Annotated in this window: 10 protein-coding genes and 1 tRNA gene; 9 read left to right on the top strand and 2 right to left on the bottom strand. The window is 72.0% G+C overall.

Translation table 11 applies throughout. The features are described from left to right. Positions 1 to 34: 34 nt before the first annotated feature. Positions 35 to 1,408 carry a serine hydrolase domain-containing protein gene (locus DEJ19_RS09895; RefSeq protein ID WP_181441504.1) on the top strand — a complete coding sequence of 458 codons (1,374 nt, stop codon included), beginning with the start codon at positions 35 to 37 and terminating at the stop codon, positions 1,406 to 1,408. A gap of 152 nt (positions 1,409 to 1,560) precedes the next feature. Here the strand turns inward: DEJ19_RS09895 and DEJ19_RS09890 are convergent, their stop codons facing one another. Continuing rightward, the gene (locus DEJ19_RS09890) at positions 1,561 to 2,355 is read right to left on the bottom strand and encodes an SGNH/GDSL hydrolase family protein (protein ID WP_071244716.1); all 795 of its coding nucleotides are present in this window, start codon (positions 2,353 to 2,355) and stop codon (positions 1,561 to 1,563) included. 23 nt (positions 2,356 to 2,378) lie between these two features. Here DEJ19_RS09890 and DEJ19_RS09885 point away from each other — a divergent pair, with 23 nt between their 5' ends. The 8 genes from DEJ19_RS09885 to DEJ19_RS09850 all read left to right on the top strand — a co-directional run bounded on the left by DEJ19_RS09885 (position 2,379) and on the right by DEJ19_RS09850 (position 12,266). Next, entirely contained in the window at positions 2,379 to 3,542 is a 1,164-nt protein-coding gene (locus tag DEJ19_RS09885; protein WP_111232953.1) for an acyl-CoA dehydrogenase family protein, read from the top strand. Positions 3,543 to 3,943: 401 nt separating this feature from the next. After that, on the top strand, positions 3,944 to 5,188 hold the full coding sequence (gene dinB, locus DEJ19_RS09880) for a DNA polymerase IV (protein ID WP_111096011.1): 1,245 nt from the start codon (positions 3,944 to 3,946) through the stop codon (positions 5,186 to 5,188). A 200-nt stretch (positions 5,189 to 5,388) separates the two neighbouring features. Further along, positions 5,389 to 7,179: a DEAD/DEAH box helicase gene (locus DEJ19_RS09875; RefSeq protein ID WP_071403990.1), complete on the top strand. Its 1,791-nt coding sequence runs from the start codon at positions 5,389 to 5,391 to the stop codon at positions 7,177 to 7,179. 7 nt (positions 7,180 to 7,186) lie between these two features. Further along, the gene (locus DEJ19_RS09870; RefSeq protein ID WP_017887301.1) at positions 7,187 to 7,396 is read left to right on the top strand and encodes a hypothetical protein; all 210 of its coding nucleotides are present in this window, start codon (positions 7,187 to 7,189) and stop codon (positions 7,394 to 7,396) included. Positions 7,397 to 7,428: 32 nt separating this feature from the next. Further along, entirely contained in the window at positions 7,429 to 8,757 is a 1,329-nt protein-coding gene (locus DEJ19_RS09865) for an NAD(P)/FAD-dependent oxidoreductase (protein ID WP_027465651.1), read from the top strand. Positions 8,758 to 8,907: 150 nt separating this feature from the next. Next, the gene (locus tag DEJ19_RS09860) at positions 8,908 to 10,389 is read left to right on the top strand and encodes an HD domain-containing protein (RefSeq protein ID WP_146250636.1); all 1,482 of its coding nucleotides are present in this window, start codon (positions 8,908 to 8,910) and stop codon (positions 10,387 to 10,389) included. Between the two features lie 141 nt (positions 10,390 to 10,530). Continuing rightward, positions 10,531 to 11,670: a zinc-dependent alcohol dehydrogenase gene (locus tag DEJ19_RS09855; protein WP_111232951.1), complete on the top strand. Its 1,140-nt coding sequence runs from the start codon at positions 10,531 to 10,533 to the stop codon at positions 11,668 to 11,670. 11 nt (positions 11,671 to 11,681) lie between these two features. Then, entirely contained in the window at positions 11,682 to 12,266 is a 585-nt protein-coding gene (locus DEJ19_RS09850; RefSeq protein WP_111232950.1) for a CxxCxxCC domain-containing protein, read from the top strand. A 368-nt stretch (positions 12,267 to 12,634) separates the two neighbouring features. Here DEJ19_RS09850 and DEJ19_RS09845 read toward each other — a convergent pair. Continuing rightward, positions 12,635 to 12,720, bottom strand: a tRNA-Leu gene (locus DEJ19_RS09845). Positions 12,721 to 12,769: the final 49 nt, after the last annotated feature.

Below are 12,769 nucleotides of genomic sequence, written 5' to 3'. Positions count from 1 at the left end.
GGCCGCCGACCGTAGAGTCGGTCGGGTGACGACGATGACGACGTTCCCCCGGACCACCCCCGCCGCCCTCGGCATCGATCCCGGTGGTGTGACCGCCCTGCTCGACGCCCTCGAGTCCAAGCCCGGCGTGGAGCCGCACAGCATCATGCTGCTGCGGCACGGCCAGGTCGCAGCCGAGGGCTGGTGGCAGCCCTACGCCGCGGACCGCGTGCACCTGCTCTACTCGCTGAGCAAGAGCTTCACCGCCGCCGGGGTCGGCATCGCCGTCCGGGCGGGCCTGATCGACCTCGACGCGACCGTGCTGTCGTACTTCCCGGAGCTCGACGCCGACGTCACCGACGAACGCAGCCGCCGCATCCGCGTCCGGCACCTGCTCGCGATGGCGAGCGGCCACCGCGAGGAGACGATCGACCGCGCCCAGGCCCTCGACCCGACGAACACGGTGCGCGGGTTCCTGCTGCTCCCGCCGGACGAGGAACCCGGCACGGTCTTCGCCTACAACCAGCCGTGCACGTACACCCTCGCCGAGATCGTCCGGCGGGTGACCGGCGGGTCCCTCGTCGCGTGGCTCCGCCCGCACCTGCTCGACCCGCTCGGCATCGACGACCTCGCCTGGCGCCGCGACGACACCGGCGCGGAGCTCGGCTACAGCGGGTGCTACGCGCCGACCGACGCGGTCGCCAAGCTCGGCCAGCTGTACCTGCAGGGCGGCGTCTGGGACGGCGAGCGGATCCTCGACGCCGACTGGGTCGAGCAGGCGACCAGCACGCAGGTCGCCAACCCGGACGAGGCCAACCCCGACTGGTCCCAGGGTTACGGCTTCCAGTTCTGGATGGCCCGCCACGGCTTCCGCGGCGACGGCGCCTACGGCCAGTTCTGCGTCGTCCTGCCGGAGCAGGACGTCGTCCTCGCGATGACCGGTCAGAGCCTCGACATGCAGGCCGTCCTCGACGCGGTCTGGGAACACCTGCTGCCCGCCGTCGACCGCGCGTCCGACGCGGCATCGGCATCCGCCCTGGAGGCCCGGCTCGCCTCCCTGGGACTGCCTCCGGTCCAGGGTGGTCGCCTTCCGGAGCACCTCGCCGACGTCGAGCTCCGGTCGCGTCCCCGCGGGATCCTCGATGCCGTCACGTTCGCCCGTGGTGCGGACGGGATCCGCCTGACGATCACCGACGACGGCCGGTCGGAGTCCGTGCTGCTCGGCGAAGGACGGTGGGCCGTCGAGGGCGCCCTCGCGGCGAGTGCGGCCACCGAGCCGGAGGGCAGCGTGCTCGTCGCGGTCCGCTTCCTGGAGACCCCGCACCTGCTGCACCTGCGCGTCGACCTCGACGGGGGCACGGTCGGGGCGAAGTGGAAGACCGAGCCGCTGCACGACGGTCCGATGACGCTCCGTCGTCCGGCGGACTGACCTGCGCCGACCACACCGCGCGCACGACCCCGTTCGCGGCGCGCACGACGCGGTTCGCGCCCCCGTGTCGTCATCGCGCCCTGGGGAGTCGGGGCGCGATGACCGTGGCGGGGCGCGGTCGGGGAGGCGTGCGGACTCGGACGGGCGTCTGGCTACGGGGTGTCGGAGGGGTGCTCGGTGACGATCTGCAGCTCGGGCCGCTTCGCCGACACCCCGTCGCCGGACGAGGTGTGCTTGATGCGCCGGACCACCCACGGCACCAGGTACTCCCGGGCCCACCCGAGGTCCTCGGCGCGGGCCTCGCGCCACGGGCGTGCCTCGAGCGGGTCCGGGTTGAACGGTTCGAGCCCGTGCGGCACGCCGAGGGTGTCGAGCACCGCCGCGGCGATCGTCGAGTGGCCCATCGGGGAGTGGTGCAGCCGGTCCGGAGCCCACATGCGCGGGTCCCGGAGCACCCGGAGTGCCCACATGTTCGCCACCAGGGCGCCGTGCTTCAGGGCGATGGCGTGCAGGTTCTCGTTGTAGATCGCCGTCTTGCCACGGACCATGCCGAGCACCGGGGTCATCCCGACGTCCGGGCCGGTGAACAGGACGACGGTGGCTCCGTCGCGGCGCAGGTCGGCGACGAGCCGGTCCACGCGCTCGGCGAGCTCGTCCGGGTCCGAGCCGGGGCGGATGATGTCGTTGCCGCCGGCGGACACCGTGATGAGGTCCGGGTGCAGGGCGACGGCGGCCTCGGCCTGCTCGTCGATGATCTGCTGCAGCAACCGCCCGCGGATCGCGAGGTTCGCGTAGGCGAAGTCGTCGGTCTGGTGTGCGAGCACCTCGGCGACGCGGTCCGCCCAGCCGCGGTTGCCGCCCGGGACGGTGGGGTCGGGGTCCCCGATGCCCTCGGTGAACGAGTCACCGATCGCGACGTACCTGGTCCAAGGATGACGATCTGACACGTCCCGGACCCTAGTCTCGTGGCATGACGAAGGCCAACACGGACGCCGTCGGCTGGTCGGTGCCGGACGAGCTGCTCGACCGCATCGCCGAGCGAGCCCCCGGCTACGACGCTGCGAACGCGTTCTGCACCGAGGACCTCGACGAGCTCCGCGCCGCCGGCTACCTGCGGATCGGCGTCCCCGTCGAGCAGGGCGGGGCGGGCCTCGGCCTCCGCGCCACCGCGCGGGTGCAGCGCACCATCGCCCAGGCCGCACCGGCGACGGCACTCGGTCTCGGCATGCACCAGGTGTGGGTGCAGGCGGCCCGCGCCGTCCGTACGCGAGGCGAGTCGTTCCTCCAGGCCGTCACCGACCACGCTGCGGACGACCACCTGCTCGCCTTCGGGGTGAGCGAACCCGGCAACGACGCCGTGCTGTTCGACTCGTCGACGACGGCGGAGCCGGACGGCGACGGCGGCTACCGGTTCACCGGGACGAAGGTCTTCACGTCCCTCGCGCCGGCGTGGGACGTCATGAGCGTCTTCGGCAAGGACACCTCGGGGCCGGAGCCACGGCTCGTGCACGGGTTCGTCCTGCGGTCGGACGGCGACGTCGAGCACCTGGACGACTGGGACACGCTCGGGATGCGCGCGACGCAGAGCCGCACGACGAAGCTGCACGGCGTGCACGTCCCCGACGACCGCATCGTCCGGTCGCTGCCGGTCGGACCGAACCAGGACCCACTCGTGTTCGGGATCTTCGCGTCGTTCGAGCTCCTCATCGCCTCGGTGTACGCCGGGATCGCGGAGCGGGCGATCACGCTCGCGGCGGCCGCCGTGGCGGGGCGGACCGCGGCCGACGGCACCCGGCGGTCGCAGGACCCCGACGTGCGCCGGGCGATCGCCGACCTGCGCGGTTCGGTCGACGCGATCACGCTGCAGGTCGACTCGCTGGCGCGGTCGGTCGACGAGCTCGACGACCTCGGAGCCCGCTGGTTCCCGCTGCTCGTCGGCACCAAGGCCCGGGCCGTGGACACGGCCCAGCACGTCGTGGACGAGGCCATGCGCGTCGTCGGCGGCTCGGCGTTCCGGTCGTCGAGCGAGCTGGCGCGGCTGGCGCGTGACGTCCGGGCGGGGCAGTACCACCCGTCGTCGCGGGACTCCGCGGCGCGGACGATCGCGGCGTCGGTGCTCGGCCCGCTCGGCTGAGCGCTGCGCGCGGGGCTGCCTGGTGCGAGGTGCGAGGTTGGTGTGGCCGCGCACGGTGCCGGGTCCGTCGGCCGGTTCGAGCTTGGTCGCTCGGTGCTGCCCTGTGGCGCCGCACCGTGCAACCATCTCGGCACCGAGTCGCGAAGGGCGCACGGTGCGATGGGCGTGACGGCGGCGATGGCGGGGCGGCGCACGGTGCGGAGTCCGTCGGCCGGTGCGAGCTTGGTCGCTCGGTGCTGCCCTGTGGCGCCGCACCGTGCAACCAACCCGGCACCGAGTCGCGAAGGGCGCACGGTGCGACGGCGGGCGAACAACCCCGCACGACGGGACGAACCTCGCACCGAGCGGCCGTGAGCACGCCCGGGCACGGCGATGTCGGCGGTGCCTGGCATCATCTCGGTGTGAGCAAGCAGGACGGACGGAACCGCCTCGTCTCCGACGCACCGGTGGACGACGTCTCGGCGACCGTGCTGCACGTCGACATGGACGCCTTCTTCGCTTCCGTCGAACTGCTCGACCGCCCCGACCTGGTGGGGCTGCCGGTCATCGTCGGGCACGACTCCGACCGCTCCGTCGTCACCGCCGCCACCTACGAAGCCCGTCGCTACGGGGTCAACTCCGCGATGCCGATGGCCGTCGCCAAGCGCCGCTGCCCGAACGCCGTCATCGTCGAACCGCACTTCGAGAAGTACCGGGCGCAGTCGGCCGCAGTGATGGCGATCTTCGACCGGTTCACCCCACGGGTCGAACGCCTCGGCATCGACGAGGCGTTCCTCGACGTCGCCGGCGCCCTCCGCCTGTACGGCACCCCGTGGCAGATCGGCCAGGCGATCCGCCGCACGGTCCTCGCCGAGACCGGTCTGCACTGCTCCGTCGGTGCGGCATCGACGAAGTTCGTCGCGAAGCTCGCGTCCAGCCGGTCGAAGCCGGACGGTCTGCTCGTGGTTCCCGCCGCGGACACCGTGGCGTTCCTGCACCCGCAGCCCGTGTCCGCGCTCTGGGGCGTCGGCGGCAAGACGCAGGAGACGCTCGAACGCCGGGGCATCCGCACGGTCGGCGACCTGGCGAACACCCCGCTCGGGTCACTGGTGTCGGCACTCGGCCCGGCCGGTGGGCAGCGGCTGCACGACCTGTCGTGGGGTCGCGATCCACGCGTGGTCGACACCGGCGTCGGCGAGAAGTCGATCGGGCACGAGGTCACGTTCGGCCGCGACCTGACCGAGCGCGACGACGTCGCCCGTGAACTCCTGCGCCTGGCCGACAAGGTCGCCGTCCGCCTGCGCCAGGCCGACGTGCAGGCCCGGACCGTGGCGCTCAAGGTCCGGTACACCGACTTCACCACCCTGACCCGGTCGCGCACCCTGGCGGAGCCCACCGACGTCGCGAAGCGCCTGCACCGCGAAGCCGTCGAGCTGTACGACGTGCTGCACCGACCGGGCAACCAGATCCGGCTGATCGGGGTGCGCGGCGAGAACCTCGTGCCTGCGGCCGCGAGCAACGCCCTGTGGGACGACGACGCGCCGTGGCGCGAGACCGAGACCACGGTCGACGCGGTCGCCGCACGCTTCGGCGCCGGCGTGCTGCGACCGGCATCCCTGGTCCGCCGGACCCCTGACGGCGGCGTCCCGCACGCTCGGCAGGACTGACGGTGGCGGTAGAATCGGGTTCAGTGAGCGCAGCGGAGTACGAAGACCAGCAGCCCGCCACGCTGTGGGCGGAGTCGGGTGACGACCAGTCCGGCGCAGGCGGATCGTCGCCGACGCACCAAACCCAGGCGCACCAAACCCAGGCGCACCAAACCCAGGCGCACGGTGACGCAGCCCGTGCCGAAGCCGATGCCGCCGCCCTGGCCGAAGCGGCCGGCAACTCCGCCGTCCAGCACCTGTCGCCGGCGTTCCCGGATCGGGCCGCCTGGGGCACGGCCTCGAAGCTCCGCGCCTGGCAGATCGAAGCGCTCACGAAGTACTTCGAGAAGGAACCCCGCGACTTCCTCACGGCCGCGACCCCCGGCGCCGGCAAGACCACCTTCGCGCTGCGGCTGGCGACCGAGCTCCTCGCCCGCGGCACCGTCGACCGCATCGTCGTCGTGGCCCCGACCGAGCACCTGAAGCGCCAGTGGGCCGACTCCGCCGACCGTGTGGGCATCCGGATCGACCCGATGTTCAAGAACGGCGACGGCATGTTCGGCCGGCACTACCAGGGCGTCGCGATCACCTACGCCCAGGTCGGCATGAACCCCGAGGTGCACAAGCGCATCACCGAGGGCGGCCGCACCCTGGTCGTTCTCGACGAGGTCCACCACGGTGGCGACGCCCTGACGTGGGGCGACGGCATCCGAGAGGCGTTCTCCGGCGCCACCCGCCGGCTCTCGCTGTCGGGGACCCCGTTCCGGTCCGACACCGCACCGATCCCGTTCGTGCAGTACGCCCCCGACGAGCAGGGCATCCGCACCTCGATCTCCGACTACAACTACGGCTACGGCCGAGCGCTGAAGGACGGCGTCGTCCGCCCCGTGCTGTTCATGGCGTACGCCGGACAGATGCGCTGGAAGACCCGGATGGGCGACGAGATGTCGGCCTCCCTGGGCGAACAGGTCACGAAGGACATCACGGCCCAGGCCTGGCGCACCGCGCTGTCACCCGAGGGCGAGTGGATGCCGGCCGTGCTCTCCGCCGCCGACAAGCGCCTGACCGAGGTCCGTCGTGGTGTGCCCGACGCCGGCGGCCTGGTCATCGCCACCGACACCACCACAGCGCGCGCCTACGCCCGGATCCTGCAGCAGATCACGGGGGAGCGTCCCACCGTGGTGCTGTCCGACGAAGCCGCCGGGTCGAGCCGCATCAGCGCGTTCGCCGACGACACCTCGCGCTGGATGGTCGCCGTCCGCATGGTCTCCGAGGGCGTCGACGTCCCACGGCTCTGCGTCGGCGTCTACGCCACGAGCGCGAGCACGCCGCTGTTCTTCGCCCAGGTGATCGGCCGCTTCGTGCGTGCCCGTCGCCGCGGTGAGACCGCGAGCGTCTTCCTGCCGAGCGTCCCCGGCCTGATGGCCCTCGCCGCCACCCTCGAGCTCGAGCGCGACCACGCCCTCGACCGCCCGAAGGACGCCGACGACGGCATGTACAACCCCGAAGACGCGATGGTCGCCGAGGCCAACAAGGAAGACCGCGCGTCCGAGAGCCTGCTCGAGGTCCAGCCGTTCGAGGCGCTCGACTCGCAGGCGTCCTTCGACCGCGTCCTCTACGACGGCGGTGAGTTCGGCACCGGCGGCGAGGTCGGTTCCCTCGAAGAGCTCGACTTCATCGGCATCCCCGGGCTCCTCGAACCCGATCAGGTGCGCGACCTCCTGCGCGCGCGACAGGCGACGCAGGCGAAGCGTTCCAAGGGCCGCACGGCCAAGGACGGCATGCCGAAGCCGCCCGAGCCCGACCGACCGATGTACATGACGATCAAGGAGCAGCGCACCGAGCTCGCCCGGCTCGTGTCGATCTGGTCCCGCCACTCGAACGAACCGCACGGATCGATCCACGCCGAACTCCGACGGATCAGCGGTGGCCCGGCCGTGGCGCAGGCGAGCATCGAGCAGATCCAGAAGCGCATCGACATCCTGCGCTCCCGCATCGGCGGACGACGGTGACCGCGGCGTGATCGAGCCGGTCGACGACCGCACCTGGTACGTCAAGCGCGACCCCGAGGCGTCACCCGAGGCGATCATCGACCGCTTCGGCGGGGGCTACCGACTGCGCCGCTTCTCGCTCACCGAGTCCCGCCGCACCCCGCACGGGGTGTTCACGGGGCCCGAACTGGCCGAGACCGCGTGGTGGCGGCTCCGCGACAGGCCGCGGAACTCATGACGCGCCAAGCCAAAGTCCGGTAGACCGGAGGAATGGCAGACTCGATCCCTCACGTCCTCGTCCTCGGCGGCGGCTCCGCTGGCTACACCACGGTCAAGCAGCTCCAGAAGCACGCGGCCACGGTGCCCATGCGCATCACCCTGGTGGACCAGAACACCTACTACACGTACCTGCCGTTCCTGCCCGAGGTCGCCGGTGGCCACATCGCGCCGAAGGACGTCACCGTCGAGCTGCGCCGTGCACTGCGCAAGACCCGGGTGATCCAGGGCAAGGTCACCGCGATCTCCTCGGCGGACAAGACCGTCTCGATCGCGACCGCCGGCGGCGACGACCGCACCCTCGGCTACGACCACCTCGTCGTCGCCCTCGGTTCCGTCACCCGCACCTTCCCGACCCCCGGGCTCGAGGAGTACGGCGTCGGCTTCAAGAGCGTCGAAGAGGCCGCCTACGTGCGCGCCAAGCTCCTCGACAACATCGCGAAGGCCGCTGCCACCCGCGACGAGGACGAGCGTCGCCGTCTGCTGACCAGCGTCTTCGTCGGCGGTGGCTACACCGGCGTCGAGGCGATCGGTGAGCTCTTCGACGTGTCGCAGGCCGCCATCAAGACCTACCCGTCGCTCGCCGGTGAGCAGCCCCGCTGGGTGCTCATCGACGCCCTCGACCGCGTCGCGCCCGAGGTCGGCCCGGAGCTGTCCAAGTGGACGCTCGAGTCGCTCCGCGCCCGCGGCATCGACGTCCGCCTGAAGACCACCATGCCGAGCGCCGAGGGCGGTGTCGTCAAGTTCTCCGACGGCGACGAGTTCGCCACCGGCCTGCTCGTCTGGACCGCGGGCGTCAAGCCGAACCCGCTCCTCGACGCCTCCGACCTGCCGCGCGGGCCGAAGGGCCACCTCGCCGCGAACGCGAAGCTCCAGGTCGAGGCCGAGGACACCCACCAGGTCGTCGAGGGCGTCTGGGGCCTGGGTGACGTCGCGCAGGTGCCCGACCTGACCGCCGACAAGCAGCCGGCGTTCTACCCGCCGAACGCGCAGAACGCCGTGCGCCAGGCCGTGGTCGCCGCCGACAACATCGTCGCGACCATCACCGGCAAGCCGCTCGAGGAGTACCGCCACCCCTCCATCGGCACCGTCGCGTCGTACGGTGTCGGCAAGGGTGCCGCGAACATCAAGGGCATCAAGATGACCAACCTGCTCGCGTGGCTCGCGCACCGCGCGTACCACGTGTACGCGATGCCGACCCTGAACCGGAAGGCCCGCATCATCATCGGCTGGATCACCGGTGCCGTTTCGGGTCGCGACGCGACCTCGCTCATCAAGGAGACCGACCCACGACGCAACTTCGTCGAGGCGTCGAAGAGCTAGACGCACCCACGGATCGGACGGGAGGCGCGGTGCCAGCTGGCACCGCGCCTCCCGTCCGTCCGTCACGTGCGTTCGCACCCACCTGCCGCTCTCCGGCATACTGACTCCCTCGGCGCCCACGGCGACGAGGTCCCGGAAGTCGACCGACACGTGCGCCCCACCACCACCACCTCCTCCGTCCGATCGTGCCTCCGATGCGGCGCCGAGCGTCACGACAGCACCGTCCACCGGTGCCCCGGTCCGGCCGACCCGCTCCGCGCCTTCGGCCTCGACGCCGGAGCCCGAACGGTGCTCGAGGTCCTGGGCGGGATCGGGCAGCCCCCCCTGGTCGGCGGAGCAGTCCGCGACGTGCTGCTCCGGGAAGCCGGGCGCCGACCGACCACCACCGGTGACGTCGACGTCGAGGTGCACGGCACCAGGACCGATGTCGTCGTCGGAGCGTTGCGTGCGGCCGGCGCGATCGTCGTCGAGGCCGGTGCGGGGTTCCCGGTCCTCAAGGTGGTGCTCGACGGATCCCGCGTCGACGTCGCAGTGACGGCGGAGTCCGGTGCGCTCGATCCGGTCACGGTGTCCGCCCTCGGTCGGGACTTCACGGTGAACGCCGTCGCCTGGGACCCCCGCACGAACGTGTTCCTCGACGCGGTCGGTGGGATCGACGATGCCGTCATCGGCGTGCTGCGGCACGCTTCCGAACGCTGCAGTGAGGACCCGCTCCGGGTCTTGCGTGCCGTGCAGCTCGTCGCCCGGTTCGACTTCGCCGTGCACCACGAGACGCTGCGTCTGGCACGGTCGCTCGCGGCACGGTTCGAGTCGATCGCGACCGGACGGGTCTGGCCCGAGATCCGCAAGCTGGCACTCGGCGACCACGTGTCGGCTGCCCTCCGAACGCTGCACGACAGCGGCTGGGAGCGACACCTGCCCGAGCTCGCCGCGGTCCGAGACGTGCCGCAGGACCCCCGGTGGCACCCGGAGGGTCCCGTGCACGTCCACCTCGGAGCGGCGGGGGACGCTGCCGCCCGCGCCTGCACCGCGGACGGGATCCGGGGTGACGACCGGGTCGTCATCGTGCTCGCCGCCGTCCTGCACGACCTGGGGAAGGCCGGCTCCGGCACGCAGGTCCTCGCCGACGACGCAGGTGCGGTCCGCATCCGCAGCCTGGGCCACGAGGTGTCCGGCGCTGCGGCAGCAGCAGCGCTGCTCGGTCGCCTCGGCGCGCCACGCCACATCGTCGAGCGGGTCGTCCCGCTCGTTCGCGAGCACATGGTCCCGCACTCGTCCAACGGCGCGCCACCGTCCGTTCCCGCTGCTCGGCGGCTGTTCCGACGGCTCGGATCCTCCCTGCCCGCGATGGAGTCGTGGGCCCGGGTGTGCGAAGCCGACTCGCAGGGGCGTGGTCCGGGGGCGAGCCGGTCCTCGGCGTGGTCGTGGTTCGACGTCGCGCTCCGGGACCAGGTCGCGCGTCGACCCGTGCGGCTGCTGTCCGGCCGCGACCTCGTCGACGCGGGACTCACCCCGGGGCCGGTGTTCCGCGAACTCCTCGTGGCGTCCGCGGCGGCGCAGGACGACGGCGTCTTCGATGACGTCGCCGGAGCCCGCGCGTGGCTGCGCCGAGCGGTCGACGCACGCCGGTGACGGACGGGAGGCGCGGTGTCAGCTGGCACCGCGCCTCCCGTCCGTCGGTGCGGACGCCCACCGCCTGTCCGCCATCTGCGGTCCTGTGTCCGTTCCAACGTGGCGAGCGCCAGCGTGGACGGACGAGTGAGAGGAGCGTCCATGCGCGCCATGACGTACCGCGGCCCCTACCGGGTCCGCGTCGAGGAGAAGCCGGACCCGCGGATCGAACACCCGAACGACGCCGTGGTCCGCGTCGAGCGGGCGGCGATCTGCGGCTCGGACCTGCACCTGTACCACGGCATGATGCCCGACACCCGCGTCGGGCACACGTTCGGCCACGAGTTCATCGGGGTGGTCGAGCAGATCGGCTCGTCCGTCGAGACCCTGTCGGTCGGCGACCGCGTGATGGTCCCGTTCAACATCTTCTGCGGCACGTGCTGGTTCTGCGCCCGCGGACTCTTCGCGAACTGCCACAACGTGAACCCGAACGCGACCGCGGTCGGCGGGATCTACGGGTACTCGCACACCACCGGCGGGTACGACGGCGGGCAGGCGGAGCGCGTGCGGGTGCCGTTCGCCGACGTCGGACCGCAGGTGATCCCGGACTGGCTCGACGACGACGACGCCCTCCTCATGACGGACGCACTGAGCACCGGCTACTTCGGGGCGCAGCTCGCGTCGATCCGCGAGGGCGACACCGTCGTGGTGCTCGGTGCCGGGCCGGTCGGACTGTTCTCCGCGGCGTCGGCGTGGTTCATGGGAGCCGGCCGGGTCATCGTCGTCGACCAGCTCGAGTACCGGCTCGAGAAGGCCCGGAGCTTCGCGCACGCCGAGACGATCAACTTCGCCGAGGTCGACGACGTCGTGCTCGAGATGAAGAAGCAGACCGACTTCCTGGGTGCGGACAGCGTGATCGACGCCGTCGGAGCCGAGGCGGACGGCAACTTCACCCAGCAGGTCACCGCCTCGAAGCTGAAGCTGCAGGGCGGGTCCCCGACGGCGCTCAACTGGGCGATCGACGGCGTCCGCAAGGGCGGCACGGTCTCGGCGATCGGCGCGTACGGGCCGATCCCGAGCGCGGTGAAGTTCGGGGACGCGATGAACAAGGGCGTCACGATCCACACGAACCAGGCGCACGTGAAGCGCCAGTGGCCGCGGTTGCTCGAGCACATCCAGGCCGGGCACTTCAAGCCGAGCGACATCATCACGCACCGCATCCCCCTCGAGCACATCGCCGAGGGGTACCACCTGTTCTCGTCCAAGCTCGACGGTTGCATCAAGACCGTCGTCGTGCCGTGAGGAGGCCCGACATGTCCGACCACACCCCGTACATCGCCGATCCACCCCGTCGGGTGCCGTCGGCCGAGGAACTCCGTGCCCGCATCCCGGGGTGGGGGAGCGACCTCGACCCGGCGGACCGGCCGTCCGTGCCGAAGCTCTCGCGCGAGGCCGGTTCGGCCACCGGAGCCCACTGGGACCTCCCGCCGCAGCAGGACGGTGCGCACGGCCGGGAGCGCTCGATCGAGCACGCCCACGTGACGCCGGTGTTCGGCACCGCGCAGCCCCTGCACGGCGTCGCCGGGATCGTCCGGCGGTACGCCTACCGGCGGTTCAGCGAGGGCCGCCTGGCGCACTGGATGCTGCTCGTCGTGGGGGACCGCCTGGACGTCGCGACGCACCGGGTGACCGATGCGCTGCGGGGTCGGCCGGACCGGGTGATCAGCGAGACCGGTGTCGCGGCGGAGCGGGGGAACCGCCCCGTTGCGTCGCGCCTGGGGTCGAGTCGGTCGGACTGGCGGCACCAGGTGCTCGACCCGGTGGTCGCGAACTGGGGCTGGCTGGCGGCGCTCGGCGCCGTCGTGCTGGTGGTGCGGCGGGTGCGCCGCTCGCGCTGACCGCGCGCGGTGCGGCGTTGCCCACTCGGTGCGACCTTGTTCCGTCACACGGAGTGCGCAACCTCGCACCGGCCCGCGACGCGCGTACGTTCCGGCCTGGAGGCGCGCAGCGGCCCCGCCCCGCGCCTCCAGTCCGCACGTCCCGCGTCCACCCGCGCGCACCGACGCTGCACGGAGAACGCCCTGAGCGCAGCGAGGTGGCGCCCGAATCGCCCTGAGCGCAGCGAAGTGGCACGTGGTCGCCCTGAGCGCAGCGAAGTGGCGCCCCAGAGGCGGTGACGCCCTGAGCGCAGCGATGGCGGCACTCGCCGGGAAGACACAACAGAAAATGCCCCCCGACCGAAAGGTCAGGGGGCACGCATTTCCTGTGTCCGAGAGGGGACTTGAACCCCTACGCCCTAATACGGGCACTAGCACCTCAAGCTAGCGCGTCTACCAATTCCGCCACCCGGACAGGGTGTCTGGTGTCTGTTTCCCGGGTTGAACCCGGCGTTCCTGCCGAG

Source organism: Curtobacterium sp. MCSS17_016 (genome assembly GCF_003234255.2).
Taxonomy (GTDB): domain Bacteria; phylum Actinomycetota; class Actinomycetes; order Actinomycetales; family Microbacteriaceae; genus Curtobacterium; species Curtobacterium flaccumfaciens.
This window is presented reverse-complemented; position numbering and strand designations above follow the sequence as displayed.